The sequence below is a fragment of the Pedobacter roseus genome (genome assembly GCF_014395225.1).
GTDB classification, from domain to species: domain Bacteria; phylum Bacteroidota; class Bacteroidia; order Sphingobacteriales; family Sphingobacteriaceae; genus Pedobacter; species Pedobacter roseus.
The window spans coordinates 3,367,156-3,382,901 of the sequence record NZ_CP060723.1 but is presented as its reverse complement, the minus strand read 5'-3'; the positions used below and the strand labels follow the sequence as shown (position 1 = coordinate 3,382,901).

Here is a 15,746-nt window from a genome sequence, read left to right as displayed (position 1 = left end):
CCTGGCCGGTATTCTAGCGAACCATTTTTTATACATATAAATAACCCATTATCTTTTTTGAAAAGCTAAGTTCTGTAATTCTTGGGCAAGGGTAGTCCTGCTATCGCCTATAGTCCCGATTGGGTTTCTGCTGTTCAATTATGATGTCAGCTGTGCCGAGTGACTACCGGGCTTTGCAAGTTCCTAAGTGAAATCGGGAGTTATTTGGCTTTATCAGGTTTATTTAACTGGGGTGCTGTGTTTCTAAATATGATGTATCTTATTAAATTGAAGGTACTGATGTGCATCGAAACAATTGTGCAATGGACCTGTTATTTTAGTATGAATTACAAAAGCACAATTATGGCAGCATTCCTTTTAGTTGGAGGAATTGCCAGCAGCAGCGCTCAAGATATTGATCAAAAAAATGTTCCTGCGGTTGTTAAAGCTGCATTTAGCAAAGCTTATCCAAAAGCAACAGATGCAGATTGGGAAAAGAAAGGCGCAAATTATGAGGTCGATTTTGACTTGGGAAAGGTAGATCATAAAGCCACCTATACTGCTACAGGTAAAACAGTTTCTTTCGAGAAAGATATTCCAAATGCACAGCTTCCGGCAGTAATTGGCAAAAATATCAAAGCAAAATATCCAAAAGGCAGGATTGATGATGTAGATTGGATTAATACTGCAGGGAAAATAACCTATAAAATAGATATTGAAGGTACACCTGATGTTAATGTATGGTACGATGCCAACGGTAAGTTTATTAAAGAAGTTGCCGATTAACTTTTTCTAGCATAAATAAAAAATATCGGTACAGTTCACGGTTAATATCGGTGTTTATCTGTTGTTAGAAACTAGTTGCGATGGTTTTTTGTCCTCACGAACAACATTGAATAACAATATTGGCCTATGGTAACAATGACCATTTTTATACCCATGCCTTAGCTTCTTATCATTAACCACAGATGAAAAGGATGAACACAGATAAATAAACCATCTGTGTTTATCTGTGCTCATCTGTGGTTAAAAAATAATTTCTATACTTTCAATGACTAAATATTTGTGTTTAAAAAGCTAACAATATAGATATACTGTAGTTTAAAGGCTTTTTGCATTAAGATTCCCAATCGGGTTGGGAATGACGTAACGAATAAAAAATATATATGTTTATCTGTGTGTATCTATGGTTAGCAAATAGCCATGGTTCGTATCTCCACGAACCGTTTAAAATAGTGTTAACCTGTTGAAAAATATTCTGATTTTTTTATAATAATCTAAAAAATACCTCCGTAATAATCCGTGCATCCGTGGCTGAAAACAATAACTGTATAAAAAAAGCCTCCCGATTTTTACATCGTGAGGCTTTTTCTTAGGTTTTTAGGTAATCCTTGGGTGTTTTGATCTTATTTGTAAAGGTAATTAACGGCAATTACGTCGTTTGCATTAAAGGTGCGGTTACCACCATTAGAACAAGCTAACATAAATGAAGCAGCATCTGGAGCAGAAGGTGTTCCCGGGATTCTTACCGCACCCACATTAGATGCACCTTCGTTTCCTGCACCGCTTGAACCACAGCTAAATGCACGGTTCATGTAATCTGTATGGCGGAAGCCGATACAATGACCAACTTCATGCTGGATAACTGAAGCCAGGTACAATAAATTAGGGTTTGAACCATAAGCTGCCGAATTGGTATTCATTCTGATCTGATTGAACGGTTGACCTGATGAAGTAGGGAAGCCCGCAGAGCCTAAAGTAATAAAACCTCCGCTTGGTCCTTCGTTAAAACCAACAACATTAATGTTTCCGGTTGTTCCAGCGCTTGCCCTTTGGAAAGTAATACGTAAACCCAACGAGTTGTATCTCGAAATCATGGTGTTTACTGCATCACTATATACCTGTGGCAAATTGGTAACCGATACTGTAATTACGCGTGGTAACGATTTTACAACATTTGTGGTGCGGTACTGCTCCGTTTCGGCAATGTTTAAATTTGCGCCTGCGGCAGGTTCTGATAAATTATCATCTGTTAAAAGGATGTCGCCTTCTACCAGATATCCTTCGTCTATCTTACGTACATTGTCTGTACTAAAGCCTAATGATTTGATCTGTGATAATTTGTCAGCTGTAATATCAGTTTTGCTTTCTACCGCATTCTCTGTATTATTACTCTTACAAGAGTATAAAGTAGTGAATAAAAGACATGCAGCTGCGATCGATAAAAATTTGGTGTTTTTCATCTTGTTTAGGTTTGAAATTTTTTAAATTGAATAAGTTAGTTAATAATGTTTGTGGATTACCTTATAAATCCTAATTTAGGGAAGATAATTCATGTAAGCAAAATTTTATAATAAAATAATAATTGAAAGTCACTACTGTATTTTTAGTTTTATATTTTTGTCTGTCTGTATTTCGTTTAAACGCACAGATACAACCTGCGGGAATAGAAAAAAAAATTGAAAAATATATTTCTAAATCATCAACTTCTTTAAAATTAACTGATGATCAACCCGTTTTGGTAAGATTTAACCATGAGTTAAGTCCTGCAGAAATCAGGTCTTTAAATCCTAAAAAAAGGCTTTCGGGAGGTTATTATATTGTGCAGAAATCAGCCGTTTCAAACCTCTCTAACATTGTGGTTTATCAGGAACAAGCTAACGGGCTTTGGAAAGTGAGTGAAAGGCTAATGAAAGTGATGGATAAAGCCGGCAAAAAGAAAGATTCTATTCTGGTTAGGTTAGCTGTTAAAGCTATCAATACATTATCCGGCGCAGCTAAATCCTTAAGTATAAAATCAATAGATAAAGTCAATAATATTTATACCGTTTATATTTTACCAATTGATTTAATGTCGCTATTGGAAAAAGACGACATCCTATATGCCGATGTTTTGCCTGTAGCCAAAGAAGAGGTCGTAATTAACGGACTCGATCTCGGTTTAAACCAGATTTCGAATGCGCACAGCCTTTTTCCAGCTATTGATGGCACAGGCATTAATCTTTCACTTAAAGAGCAGATGTATGATGCAACTGATCTCGATTTATTAGGAAAAACGCTGCCAGGTGCGCTTACTGGTACAACACCCACCACTCATGCTACCATTATGGCTACTTTGGCATTAGGAAGCGGCAATTCTTTTATCCGCGGTTTGGGCGCTGCGCCTAAGGCTAAACTTGCTTATGCTGATTTTTCGAACCTGATGCCCGATCCGGTCAGCGATTTGAACAAACTTCAGATTAAGGTTCAGAACCATTCTTATGGTACTGATATAGATAACGATTATGGTATGGAAGCAGCTGCTTATGATAAACAGATTTTCGAAACCGATACCCTGATCCATGTTTTTTCTGCCGGAAATAAAGGAACATCAACACCATCAATTGGTTTATATCAAGGAATAACCGCCAGGGCTAATTTAACGGGTAATTTTAAGCAGGCTAAAAATTTATTGGTGATAGGAGGGATTAACCGGGAAAATATTTCTGAAAACCTGAGTAGCAAAGGGCCGGCTTATGATGGACGTGTAAAACCTGAGCTTGTGGCCCTGGGAGAAGACGGAACATCGGGATCTGCAGCCATTACCAGTGGTTCGGTAGTTTTATTGGAACAGTTTTATCAGCAGAAATATAAAAAAGCTGCTTCAGCGGCACTGATCCGGGCAACTTTAATAAATTCCGCCGATGATTTAGGAACGCCGCAGGTTGATTTTGTATATGGCTATGGCAAATTAAATGTGGCTCAGGCGTTAAAAACTTTAGACGAAAACCGCGTTTCTTTATACAATGTAGCTAAAAGCCAGGATCTGGTTGTGCCTTTGGTCATTCAGGCAAATGTTGCTGAAGTTAAAGTTACCATGACGTGGAACGATCCGCCTGCAACTGTAAATGCCGCCCAAAGCCTGATTAATGGTTTGGATTTAAGTCTCGAAAATCCTTCGGGGAATTTAACCCTACCATGGGTGTTAAGTACCTATCCTCATTTAGATTCGCTAGCAAAGCCAGCAGTGCGTAAAGCAGACTTAATTAATACGGTACAGCAGGTTAGTTTGGATAATCCCGATGCAGGCACTTACAATATCCATATTAAAGGTAATCGCATCACACAAGGAAACAACCAGGCCTTTGCACTGGCTTATCGTTATAAGCTTAAGAATACCTTTTCGTTTATCAGTCCTGATCAAAACGGATACTTTTTTGCCAATGAAGGCAATTATATCCGTTGGGAGAATACTTATTCCGCTAAAACCGGAAATTTATCGGTGAGTTACGATGATGGGGCAACATGGAAATCAATTGCGCAGAATGTTGACCTTAGCAGTGGTTTTTACAACTGGACGGCACCGGACCAGTTTTCGAAAGCGATCATCAGGATGGAAGTTGAAGGCAATACCATACAGAGCCAATCTTTTGTGATTTCGAGTCCAAGGACTTTAAAAGTTGGTTATGTATGCAAAGATGGCATTGTACTAAACTGGAATCCGCAACCTGGCGCTAAAGATTATACACTTTATCATATTGTAGATAACGTACTTGCCCCGGTATTAACCCTTACCGATACCATTACGAAAATTGACATCAGTAAGATTAAGAGCAAATACTTTGCAGTAGCAGCCAATGGGGTTGGTTTTACAGGTTTAAAAAGTTACACCATCGATTATACCCAACAGGGAATTGCCTGTTATGTAAAGAGTTTATTTGCATCAGTAGCCGATGATAACCGGATAAGGGTTGACCTGAGTATTGGAAGTACTTTGGATTTGAAGAATATCATCTGGGAAAAACAGACAGGTGCGAATACATTCAGCATTTTACAGCAGACTAAGCCTGTTCAAAATCAGCTTGATTATGCCATTTTTGATGATAAACCTAAAGAAGGTATACAATTTTACCGGGTAACTTTCGAAACGGCCAATGGGCAGGTGCAGAGCGACCTTGTTTCAGTAATATTTCTCAAAGCAGATCAGTTTTCTTTCTTTCCCAATCCCGTAGCCGATTATTTAACCATTTTAAGTGGATCTTTTGAAGATTACAGCCTTTCTATATTTAATATTTTAGGACAAAAGGTTTTCGAAGAAAAAGCCACAAGTTCGAATAAGTTTGCCCTTAATGCGCTATCTACCGGTGTTTATGTAGGGGTAATCAATAAAAATGGGCAACAATTGAAGAAATTTAAGTTGATTAAGAGATAAAGTTTACTCTCTCTTGACTTCGTCATCTCGAGCGGACCCGATAGCTATCGGGTTCAAAGTAGTCGAGAGATCTGTCTCGAGATAGATCTCTCCACTGCGGTCGAGATGACGGCGCTTTCTGCGTAAATCTGCGTGATCAGCGGGAACGGTTGCTCATTGTTTTCTCCCGCAGATTTAAGATGATAAGCACGGATTTTTTTTGTGTTGTGTAAATATATTCTGCGTGAATCTGTGTGATCAGCGGGAAACCTAATTGTTTTTGTTCCCCGCAGATTTAAGATGATAAGCACGGATTTTTTTTGTGTTGTGTAAATATATTCTGCGTGAATCTGTGTGATCAGCGGGAAATATATTGCGTATGTTTTCTTTCGCAGATTTAAAATGATAAACGCAGAGGTTGGTTTGGTGGCATGGATTTATTCTGCGTAAATCTGCGTGATCAGCGGGAAACATATTGCAATGTTTCTAATGTAAATGCATATATTCCTAATTTCTTCGTATTTTTCAGCATATACGATCAGTTATTAAAAATTAATCCCTTATAAATGAAAAAAATACTACTATTTTCAGGCTGCGCGCTGTTTTTCTTTGGTTCCTGTAAACAAAATGCCAAAAGTACCAATGCTGGTGCCGATTCTTTGGCGATAAAAGCCATTAACGATTCGAGTTTAACTCAATATTTATCGGTAATAGCCGCCAATAGTTTACAGGGAAGAAAACCTTTTACAAATGGCGAAACCAAAACCATAAATTATTTAAAAGCGCAGTTCGAAAAACTGGGATTGGAACCAGGCAATGGCAAGAGCTTTTTCCAGGAGGTGCCCATGGTGGAAATTAAATCTATACCAGAAGATAAAATGGTATTCAAAGGAAAAAATGCTTCCCTGACTTTGAATTATCTCACCGATTTTGTTGCTGGTACCAGAAGGGTGCAAGATGAAGTCAGTATTAGCAATTCGCCATTGGTTTTTGCAGGTTATGGTATTGTAGCACCAGAATATGGCTGGAACGACTACGCCAATCTGGATGTGAAAGGAAAAACCGTTGTGGTATTGATCAATGATCCTGGTTTTGCTGATTCTACTTTATTTAAAGGTAAAAATATGACTTATTACGGCAGATGGACTTATAAGTTTGAAGAGGCTGCCCGTCAGGGGGCTACGGGAATCATTATCGTACATGATACTGAACCGGCAGCTTATCCATGGACAGTGGTGCGCAGTGGCTGGTCGAAATCTAAACTTACTTTGCAAAGCGATGATAATGGGATGAACAGGGCAGTAGTAGAGGGCTGGATTACATTAGATAAAGCAAAAGCATTATTTGCAATGGACGGCAAATCTTTTGATCAACTGGCACTTAGTGCCCGTAAGAAAGGTTTTAAAGCGGTCGATTTGAACATTAGCACTTCGTTAAAAGTTAAAAATACCATCAAAAAATCAGTTACCTATAATGTACTGGCTAAAATTCCGGGAGATAAACGTAAAGATGAAGCGATTATCTATTCGGCACACTGGGATCATTTAGGCGTAGGAGAAAAAATAAAAGGCGATTCTATTTACAATGGAGCAGTTGATAATGCCACCGGAGTAGCAGCTTTGTTCGAAATTGCCTCGGCATTTAAAAAACTGCCTAAAGCTCCCGGACGTACCATTTTGTTTATTTCTTACACCGCAGAAGAACAGGGTTTATTAGGCTCAGAATTTTATGCTAAACACCCCACTTTCCCATTAGCTAAAACCGTAGCCAACATCAATATGGATATGATGGGCATCGCCGGTAAAACAAAAGATATCGTGGTGTATGGTTTCGGACAATCAGAACTGGAAGATTACGCGGCTGAGTCTGCTAAAAAACAGGGTAGGGTAATCGTTCCCGACCCGGTACCATCATCAGGTTTATATTACCGTTCTGATCATTTTAACCTGGCCAAAGTTGGTGTACCTTCACTATTTACCGGTTCGGGTGTAGATAACATCAAAAACGGCAGAGAATGGGGATTAAAACAAGTGGCCGATTTTACTAAATTCCGTTACCATTCGCCGCAGGATAATTTTGATGCCAAAACCTGGGATTTATCAGGCATTATCGAAGATGTAAGGATGCTTTTTGATATGGGATACCGCATCAGTAATGAAGATTCTTATCCGAAATGGAAAGAGGGATCTGAGTTTAAAGCCATAAGAGAAAAGAGATAAAACAAAAAGCGTCCCGATGTCAAATCGGGACGCTTCTTGAAAAAAAGTCATTTATTAAACATTTCCTGAAGGAAGGTTTAATTAAAAGTAGAACTGAACACCTAATCTTGGTGCAAAAGTATCAGCGTTTAAGCCAAAAGTATTTGTTTTAACTTTAGCGCCAGTTCCTTCAGCTTTAACAGTATAGTTGTCGTAGCTTAAACCTTTAACCGAAAGTTCGATACCGATTTTCTTGGTTGGGAAGAAAGCGAAACCTGGAGCAACTTCTACACCGATTTTAGTTGTAGTACCTAATTTAACTGCGTTATCGCCGTTAACATCAGTTGCTTTTAACTGACCGAAAGCCATAGGCACTGATAATTGTCCGAAGAATTTAAATTGATCTGATAAACCAACATAGTAACGTCCGAAAGGAGCAACTTTAAAAGCACCATTTTCTGTTCTGCTGCTTACTTTTTTATCGTACTCGTAACCAACACCTGTACCGATTGCAAAATTGTTGCTGATAAAATATCCAACACTTGGTAACACGCTGAAGTTGAAATCTGCTTTTGGAGCGCCATCAACTTTTGTAGAATTTACACCTACATTACCACCTAACATAAAATTTCCTTTTTCAGTTTGTGCTTTTGCACCATAAACTAAACCTGCTACTGCTACTAAAGATAATAATAGTTTTTTCATCTTTTTTATTATTTATTTGTTATTAAAATATAGTCAATTTTTACTATTTTAATATCTGACTATATTCGCCTAAAAGTCAACACTTGTGCCAAAAAACATCACCTGCGTCATCAAAAAATCAGTTTTTGGTCAACTACTTATCCCACAATCAGATGTGAATTTAATGTTAATTCAATATTATTTTAGTGTGACAAAAAATCAATCGATTGATTAATTTTTCAGGCATGACAAATTGACAATCTGACTTTTTTTGTATAAATGTCAGATTTTAAGGTAGCAGAAATGGCAGGTTTTTGGAGAAACCTTATTATGGTGTTGATTAAACTTTACAAGCTGAAATCAGATTTTCTATTTTCTTTTGGATAATGGAAATGGTTTTTTCGTCTGTTAAATTTCCCTCCTCATCAAACTTATTTTGTGCCTGTGCAATTAATACTTCCGGTTGTAAAACTGGATTCATATTCAAAAAGGTAAAAACGGGTAAAAATGCTGTTTGCATCCTAACCGTTCCCCACATTCCTTGTGTAGCACCCATTAAGGCAACCGGTTTATGCATCAATGGCGAATCTTTTCCGCGGCTGGCCCAGTCGATGGCATTTTTCAATCCACCTGGGATAGAATAATTATATTCGGGTGAGGCGATAATAAAAGCATCGGCAGCGGCTAAAGCCTCCCTAAATTTAGTTACGCTTACAGGTCGCTCTTCAGTTTCAGGTAAATCGTGGTCGGCATTATAAACGGGGATGTCATCATAGGCTACAATTTCAAATTCGATACCTTCGGGGATTAATCCGCCTGCCACTTTAAGTAACATCTCATTAAAAGATCCTTTTCTCAAACTTCCGCATAAACCAACAATTTTTCTGTTCTTTTCCATGACTATTAAACCGAAACATTATCAAAATGTTTGGTTTTTGCAAGGACAATATGTGTAGTTTAAAAATTTATAATCCTTATTTTTGACCCTATAAGCTATTCGTTATGACTGAAAATACATCTACCACCTCCATTATCGAAAAAACCGTTTTCCCGATACTTTTTGCCCTCAGTTTTTCGCACCTGTTAAACGATACCATACAATCTTTAATTCCAGCTATTTACCCCATTATCAAAACCAGTTATCATTTAAGTTTTTCGCAGATTGGTTTAATTACTTTAACCTTTCAATTGGCGGCATCGCTTTTACAACCATTTGTAGGTTTGTATACCGATAAAAAACCTCAGCCATATTCTTTAGCTGTAGGGATGGGCTTTACCCTGATCGGTTTGATTTCGCTTTCACAATCGGCCCATTTTTATACCATGCTGCTTTCTGTTGCTTTTATTGGGATAGGTTCTTCCATATTTCACCCTGAAGCTTCGAGGATGGCACATGCCGCATCAGGAGGGAAGAGGGGATTGGCACAATCAGTTTTTCAGTTGGGAGGCAATGCCGGCAGTTCTTTAGGACCTTTATTAGCGGCATGGATCATTGTACCTTATGGCCAGTTCAGCGTAATCTGGTTTTCGGTGATTGCACTTTTAGCCATTATGATCTTAACTTATGTAGGTAACTGGTATAAAGGCTTTATGCTTTCGAGAAGTAAAAAGATTAACATACAAACGGTGGTGAATCAGTTTTCGAGAAATAAGGTCATCTTCTCGGTATGTATTTTATTGTTGTTAATCTTTTCCAAATACTTTTACATGGCGAGTTTAACCAATTATTTCACCTTTTACCTGATCGATAAATTCCACGTTTCGGTGCAAACATCGCAGATTTATTTATTCGTGTTTTTATTCTCAGTAGCTGCCGGAACTTTGTTGGGCGGACCAATAGGCGATAAAATAGGGCGGAAATATGTAATATGGGCATCTATATTGGGCACGGCACCGTTTGCATTATTGTTGCCGCATGCCAATCTTTTCTGGATCGGTGTATTGATTGTTCCTATCGGGATGATTTTGGCATCAGCATTCTCCGCAATTCTGGTTTACGCACAGGAGCTCATCCCAGGCAAGGTAGGTTTAGTTGCCGGGCTGTTTTTTGGCTTTGCCTTTGGTATGGGGGGAATTGGATCGGCATTATTAGGGAAATTAGCAGACTCTACGAGTATCGAATATGTATTTAATGTTTGTGCGTTTTTGCCTTTAATTGGTTTATTAACAGGTTTTTTGCCGAATATAGAAACAAAGAAGAAATAAAAAAGCCCATCCATTTTTAAGGGGATGGGCCAAAGCTTTAATAGTTGAATAGGTTAAAATAGGATATAAATCTTAAAACCGAGGTTGTTGATAAATCCCTGACTACTTAAATTGAACGAAGTAAATTCGCTTTTGGTAAAATAATTATTAGCGTCAACCTCATTCTGTTCTGTTTTGCTATAAATGAAATCTGCAGATAATAAACTCGTTTCTAATGCAAATCTTTTAGAAACAAACCAGGTGATACCGCCATATGCGCCTACAGCATATTGGTTGGAAGTATAACTGGTTACTTGTGGGTAGGTGTTGTTGTATTGACTATCATTTTTACTGTAGGTATAGCCAGCTTTTCCACCTGCATAGGCAAATAAGGTTTTTACAAGAGGGAAATAGCGCTGATAGCTTAAGTTGCCACCATAGCTTTTTTGTTCTTGGCTGGTTGTGTTGTTACTGTTATAAGTACTTTTATTTAGGCCGTAAGTTAAATCCAATCCAATTTTGTTGTTGTCTTTAAAAAAGTAACCATAACCCAATGTGAATGAGTTGTTTTTCACTTTGTTTTCATAGTTGTTTCCAGAGAGTTTGTTCGTGCTTGAATTAATACCGAAGCTTACTGCATTTGTTCCTTTTGTTTGCGCGAAACCGCATAGGGAGATACCCACGGCCATAGCCGTAACTAATAATTGTTTTTTCATTTTCATTTGTGTTTTTGTGTATCCAATGATAAAATAAAAAAATGAAATAAAACTATGTTGTTAGTTATTTTTCTGCTAATGGATTGATTATCAGTTAAAAAAAAAGACACCGACCTATTTATTAGATCGGTGTTCGGTAATAAGAATGAATAGTTTGTATTTTACTTTAAATTTGCATTCAGGATAAAGTAATAAAGTTCAGTAGGAGAGAAATCGAAATCGCTGCCTGTTTTACCTGTAATTGATTTGAGCTTTCCATTTTCTTCTGGAAAAATGCTTCTGTAGTATTCGATCTGGGCACCGCCAATTGATTTGATCTTCCCGTTTTCTTCAGGGAAAATGCTTCTGTAATATTCGATGGTAACATTACCAATTGATTTGATTTTTCCATCTTCCTCAGGGAAGATGCTTCTATAATATTCGATAGGCATATCTCCGATTGATTTGACTTTTCCATTTTCTTCAGGAAATATGCTTCTGAAATATTCAATTTTTTTATCACCTACAGATTTAATTTTACCATTTTCCTCTGGAAAAATACTTTTGTAATATTCAAATTTCTTATCTCCAATGGATTTAATCTTTCCGTTTTCTTCAGGGAAGATGCTTTTGTAGTATTCAAAATCGGTGTTGCCGATTGATTTGATCTTTCCGTTTTCTTCGGTGAAAATGCTTCTGTAATATTTTATTTCTGTGTTTGCTATAATTTGTGCTTTTACATTAAATGCATAAGTTAAAAGCAGGGCTAAGCTTAAAACATTTAATTTTAGCCGGCTAAATATATTTTTCATTTTATTAAATGTTAAAAGTGATAATTGAAAGTAAATGTTGGTGTGAAATTCTGCAGGGCGAGCTTCAGATTATTGGTTTTGTCGTAGTTATAAAGTGATTCTTCAGCATAGTAATTTTGATGGAAGAAAGATACAACGGGCAATGAAAACTCCAATGCAGCATGTTTTGATATGAAATAACTAAAGCCAGGACTTATGCTTGCGCCCCATCCCTTTATTTTAGCATCTGTTCGAATCAGGTAACCTTCATCATCAATGCGGTTAAAAGTATTTACCTGTAGAAGTAGGTTGGCCTGCATGAAAAACTTAAACGATCTTTAACGTCGATGTATTTGCGTACGAAAGGAGAAAAACCAAGGCTAAATTCCTTTACTCCACGCTGTTCTTCGTAATATCCGTATTCTTCATTCCATGCGATATAATTTTCACCCCTGAGTTTTGAAAGATTTAAAGGGATCTCCAGGCCTATGGCAAAATTATTGGCTAAAAAATATCCTCCCCTTGGCGTTAAGGTAAAAGTGTTTAAGCTGGGTGATGAGCTGTTTTGTTTGGAAGTTCCAAAACTCAGGCTTCCTCCAACAAAGCCTCTTCCTTTTTCAGTTTGGGCATAGCTGCGCCAACTGATGGCGCATAGTAGCGCCATAATGATTAATTTAGGTTTCATTTTATTTGTGTTTTTGTGTGTAATCAATAATAATCATTATTGAAACAAAAAGCAAGAAAATGAACTAGCATATTAGTTAGGTAAATTGTGTTTTTGAATTAGGGGTAAATAAGCGGCTGTCATTTCGCGTGGACCCGATAGCTATCGGGTATAACGTAGTCGAGAAATCTGTCTGGGCAGATCTCTCCATTCCATTGCGTTCCATCCGATAGCTATCGGATCGAGATGACGAATTTTGGATTTTAAAGTAACCTGTCTTTTAAAGAAAAAAATCCCATAGAACTTAATCTATGGGATTTTGATTGTTATGTTTAATCTACTTTCTGGTTCAGGAACACAAAATTATGATCAAACATATCGAGCTTAATTTTGCTGTCTTTATCTATCTTACCCGCCAATATCTCTTTCGACAGCTCGTTCAAGATCCTTTTTTGGATCACCCTTTTCAAAGGTCGGGCACCAAACTGCGGATCGTAACCCAATTGTGCCAGCCAATCTAAAGCTTCATCGCTGGCTTCCATTTCTATACCCATTTCGGCCAGGGTTTGCTGTACGTGTTTAAACTGCAAGCTCACAATGTTCCTGATTTCGCTGCGGTTTAACGGGGTAAACATAATCAATTCATCAATCCTGTTTAAAAACTCCGGACGGATGGTCTGTTTCAACACCTCAAACAGTTCGTTTTTAGTTTTGGCAATGAGCTCATCGCGGTTTTCGTCACTTAAATTTTTAAAATTATCCTGGATCAAATGTGCTCCGATGTTTGAAGTCATGATGATGATGGTATTTTTAAAATTCACTGTTCTGCCTTTATTATCGGTTAAACGGCCATCATCCAATACCTGTAACAGGATGTTAAATACATCCGGATGCGCTTTTTCAATCTCATCAAGCAATACTACCGAATAAGGTTTACGCCTAACCGCTTCCGTTAATTGTCCGCCTTCATCGTAACCTACGTAACCCGGAGGCGCTCCAATCAGGCGTGACACCGCATGGCGTTCCTGATACTCACTCATATCAATACGGGTTAAGGCATTTTCATCGTTGAATAAAAATTCAGCCAGAGCTTTTGCCAATTCGGTTTTACCCACACCCGTTGTACCTAAAAAGATAAAAGATCCAATAGGTTTGCGTTTATCCTGTAATCCTGCGCGAGAGCGGCGGATGGCATCAGAAATGGCTTCAATTGCTTCGTCCTGTCCGGCCACACGTTGGTGCAGTTCATCTTCCAGGTTAAGCAGTTTTTCGCGTTCACTGGCAATCAGTTTCGTAACCGGAATGCCTGTCCAACGGCCTACCACACCCGCAATGTCATCTGCAGTAACTTCCTCTTTAAGCATGCGGCTATCAGTTTGCTGACTTTCAAGATCGGCTTTGAGTTTTTCGACTTTATCCTGCGCCTCTTTAATTTTTCCATAACGGATTTCGGCCACTTTGCCATAATCTCCCGCGCGTTCAGCCTGTTCGGCCTCTAATTTATAGTGTTCAATCTGCTCTAATTCGTTATTTACCGCATCTACCAGGTCTTTTTCACCTTGCCATTTCGCTTTAAATTCATCACGTTCTGCTGAAAGATTGGCAATTTCTTCTGAAAGTTCTTTAACTTTTCTGTCGTCCTTTTCGCGTTTAATGGCCTCACGTTCAATTTCCAAACGCATAATCTCACGGTCTAACGCATCCACATTTTCGGGCACGCTATCCATTTCCATACGTAATTTCGAAGCTGCTTCATCCATCAAATCGATGGCTTTATCTGGTAAGAAACGATCTGCAATATACCGCTGACTCATTTCTACAGCTGCAATAATCGCTTCATCTTTGATCCTTACTTTGTGGTGGGTTTCGTAACGCTCTTTCAATCCACGGAGGATCGAAATCGCATCCTGGGTATCAGGTTCTTCCACCATTACCTTTTGGAAACGGCGCTCTAAGGCTTTATCTTTTTCAAGGTATTTTTGGTATTCATCTAAAGTTGTTGCACCAATGGCACGCAGTTCTCCACGGGCAAGGGCAGGTTTTAAGATATTTGCTGCATCCATGGCACCTTCGCCACCACCAGCACCCACCAAAGTATGGATCTCATCAATAAATAATACAATTTCTCCATCACTCTGACTAACCTCCTTTACAACGGCTTTCAAGCGCTCTTCAAACTCGCCTTTATATTTCGCGCCAGCAATAAGCGAACCCATATCAAGCGAATAAACCACTTTACTTTTCAAATTTTCGGGCACGTCACCTTTAATAATCCTAAAGGCAATTCCTTCCGCAATGGCCGTTTTACCCACACCGGGTTCACCAATTAAAATAGGATTGTTCTTGGTTCTGCGCGATAAAATCTGGATTACACGACGGATTTCTTCGTCACGCCCGATTACCGGATCCAGTTTTCCGCTTTCTGCATACTCATTCAGGTTTCTGGCGTATTTGCTCAAAGCCTGGTAAGTTGCTTCGGCATTTTGATCAGTCACCCGGTTATCACCGCGGAGTTCTGTAATGGCTTTTTTAAGGTCTTTTTCGTTAACACCCTGTTCTTTTAATAATTTTGATGTGCTATCGTTAACGGCCAGAATTCCTAGTAACAAATGTTCAACTGAAACAAATTCATCTTTAAATTCTTTTAAAAATGTTTGCGCTTTCTGCAAAACGCTATTGGCATTTGATGACAGATAGACATTACTTCCACTCACTTTCGGGAATTTGGCAATCTCTGCATCTAAGTTTTGATTTAATGAATTAAGGTTAACGTTCAGTTTCTTTAAAACATAAGAAACCACGTTTTCATCAACAGTAAGCAGACCTTTGAGCAGGTGTGCCGTTTCAATAGCCTGTTGCTGATTGCCTTGGGCTATTTCAGAAGCCTGTTGAACTGCTTCCTGGGCTTTTATGGTAAAATTGTTGAAGTTCATATCCGCTTTAGGTCAAAACAAATGCCACTTCGATTTTGATTTTACAATCGGAAATTTTGTCGGTAAGTTTTTGTTTTTAGTGACTAAATTGCTGATAATTAGTATTTTGTGCTGAACTTTTGTCGTGATAGGGGATTTTTAAACCTCGCAGGTTTTCAAAACCTGCGAGATTTGTATTGAAAATTGCCAACTGTAAATTGATTTGGGCGTTACCCGATCCCGATGAAAAATCGTGAAAGGGCCGGGCTTTTCAGGGCTTCGCTTCGCTCCGGTACCGATGAAGGATCGGTACTGAACCCTTACAATCCCTAACGCGGTATATTGCAATTAAACCTCGCAGGTTTTTTAAATAAATCCGTCATCTCGATTGAAACGCAGTGAAATGGAGAGATCTATCTCGATTGATTTCCTTATTTAGGTAGACCTCGCAGGTTTTCAAAACCTGCGA

12 protein-coding genes are annotated in these 15,746 nt (G+C 38.3%); 4 read left to right on the top strand and 8 right to left on the bottom strand.

The genetic code is table 11. From position 1 onward, the window contains the following. The first annotated feature begins 342 nt into the window (after positions 1 to 342). Complete coding sequence (locus H9L23_RS14030; RefSeq protein WP_187591004.1) at positions 343 to 765, top strand: PepSY-like domain-containing protein; 423 nt, start codon at positions 343 to 345, stop codon at positions 763 to 765. 620 nt (positions 766 to 1,385) lie between these two features. Here the strand turns inward: H9L23_RS14030 and H9L23_RS14025 are convergent. Further along, positions 1,386 to 2,222: a M57 family metalloprotease gene (locus H9L23_RS14025; RefSeq protein WP_187591003.1), complete on the bottom strand. Its 837-nt coding sequence runs from the start codon at positions 2,220 to 2,222 to the stop codon at positions 1,386 to 1,388. 122 nt (positions 2,223 to 2,344) lie between these two features. On the opposite strand from H9L23_RS14025, the gene H9L23_RS14020 reads away from it, so the two are divergent. Further along, positions 2,345 to 5,170 (top strand): S8 family serine peptidase, encoded by a 2,826-nt coding sequence (locus H9L23_RS14020; protein WP_187591002.1) that lies wholly within the window; start codon positions 2,345 to 2,347, stop codon positions 5,168 to 5,170. A gap of 545 nt (positions 5,171 to 5,715) precedes the next feature. After that, positions 5,716 to 7,368 (top strand): M28 family metallopeptidase, encoded by a 1,653-nt coding sequence (locus H9L23_RS14015; protein ID WP_187591001.1) that lies wholly within the window; start codon positions 5,716 to 5,718, stop codon positions 7,366 to 7,368. 81 nt (positions 7,369 to 7,449) lie between these two features. Here the strand turns inward: H9L23_RS14015 and H9L23_RS14010 are convergent, their stop codons facing one another. Then, positions 7,450 to 8,052 (bottom strand): outer membrane beta-barrel protein, encoded by a 603-nt coding sequence (locus tag H9L23_RS14010; RefSeq protein ID WP_187591000.1) that lies wholly within the window; start codon positions 8,050 to 8,052, stop codon positions 7,450 to 7,452. A 319-nt stretch (positions 8,053 to 8,371) separates the two neighbouring features. Next, positions 8,372 to 8,929 (bottom strand): NADPH-dependent FMN reductase, encoded by a 558-nt coding sequence (locus tag H9L23_RS14005; RefSeq protein WP_187590999.1) that lies wholly within the window; start codon positions 8,927 to 8,929, stop codon positions 8,372 to 8,374. Between the two features lie 104 nt (positions 8,930 to 9,033). Here H9L23_RS14005 and H9L23_RS14000 point away from each other — a divergent pair, with 104 nt between their 5' ends. Continuing rightward, complete coding sequence (locus H9L23_RS14000; protein WP_187590998.1) at positions 9,034 to 10,236, top strand: MFS transporter; 1,203 nt, start codon at positions 9,034 to 9,036, stop codon at positions 10,234 to 10,236. A 53-nt stretch (positions 10,237 to 10,289) separates the two neighbouring features. Here the strand turns inward: H9L23_RS14000 and H9L23_RS13995 are convergent, their stop codons facing one another. The 5 genes from H9L23_RS13995 to clpB form a co-directional block, all read right to left on the bottom strand. Beyond that, positions 10,290 to 10,931 carry an outer membrane beta-barrel protein gene (locus H9L23_RS13995; protein WP_187590997.1) on the bottom strand — a complete coding sequence of 214 codons (642 nt, stop codon included), beginning with the start codon at positions 10,929 to 10,931 and terminating at the stop codon, positions 10,290 to 10,292. A gap of 161 nt (positions 10,932 to 11,092) precedes the next feature. Continuing rightward, positions 11,093 to 11,722 carry a hypothetical protein gene (locus tag H9L23_RS13990; RefSeq protein WP_187590996.1) on the bottom strand — a complete coding sequence of 210 codons (630 nt, stop codon included), beginning with the start codon at positions 11,720 to 11,722 and terminating at the stop codon, positions 11,093 to 11,095. An 11-nt stretch (positions 11,723 to 11,733) separates the two neighbouring features. Then, entirely contained in the window at positions 11,734 to 12,021 is a 288-nt protein-coding gene (locus H9L23_RS13985) for a hypothetical protein (RefSeq protein WP_187590995.1), read from the bottom strand. Next, positions 11,994 to 12,386, bottom strand: coding sequence for a hypothetical protein (locus tag H9L23_RS13980; protein ID WP_187590994.1), 393 nt, complete (start codon positions 12,384 to 12,386; stop codon positions 11,994 to 11,996). The genes H9L23_RS13985 and H9L23_RS13980 overlap by 28 nt, the downstream gene beginning before the upstream one ends. 311 nt (positions 12,387 to 12,697) lie before the next feature. After that, positions 12,698 to 15,298, bottom strand: coding sequence for an ATP-dependent chaperone ClpB (gene clpB / locus H9L23_RS13975; protein ID WP_187590993.1), 2,601 nt, complete (start codon positions 15,296 to 15,298; stop codon positions 12,698 to 12,700). Positions 15,299 to 15,746: the final 448 nt, after the last annotated feature.

Excerpts from the sequence above, each read along its gene's own strand:
- clpB (WP_187590993.1), bottom strand. The coding sequence starts at position 15,298 with ATGAACTTCAACAATTTTACCATAAAAGCCCAGGAAGCAGTTCAACAG.
- H9L23_RS14030 (WP_187591004.1), top strand. The coding sequence starts at position 343 with ATGGCAGCATTCCTTTTAGTTGGAGGAATTGCCAGCAGCAGCGCTCAA.
- H9L23_RS13985 (WP_187590995.1), bottom strand. The coding sequence starts at position 12,021 with ATGCAGGCCAACCTACTTCTACAGGTAAATACTTTTAACCGCATTGAT.
- H9L23_RS13990 (WP_187590996.1), bottom strand. The coding sequence starts at position 11,722 with ATGAAAAATATATTTAGCCGGCTAAAATTAAATGTTTTAAGCTTAGCC.
- H9L23_RS14000 (WP_187590998.1), top strand. The coding sequence starts at position 9,034 with ATGACTGAAAATACATCTACCACCTCCATTATCGAAAAAACCGTTTTC.
- H9L23_RS14005 (WP_187590999.1), bottom strand. The coding sequence starts at position 8,929 with ATGGAAAAGAACAGAAAAATTGTTGGTTTATGCGGAAGTTTGAGAAAA.
- H9L23_RS13995 (WP_187590997.1), bottom strand. The coding sequence starts at position 10,931 with ATGAAAAAACAATTATTAGTTACGGCTATGGCCGTGGGTATCTCCCTA.
- H9L23_RS14025 (WP_187591003.1), bottom strand. The coding sequence starts at position 2,222 with ATGAAAAACACCAAATTTTTATCGATCGCAGCTGCATGTCTTTTATTC.
- H9L23_RS14015 (WP_187591001.1), top strand. The coding sequence starts at position 5,716 with ATGAAAAAAATACTACTATTTTCAGGCTGCGCGCTGTTTTTCTTTGGT.
- H9L23_RS14010 (WP_187591000.1), bottom strand. The coding sequence starts at position 8,052 with ATGAAAAAACTATTATTATCTTTAGTAGCAGTAGCAGGTTTAGTTTAT.
- H9L23_RS13980 (WP_187590994.1), bottom strand. The coding sequence starts at position 12,386 with ATGAAACCTAAATTAATCATTATGGCGCTACTATGCGCCATCAGTTGG.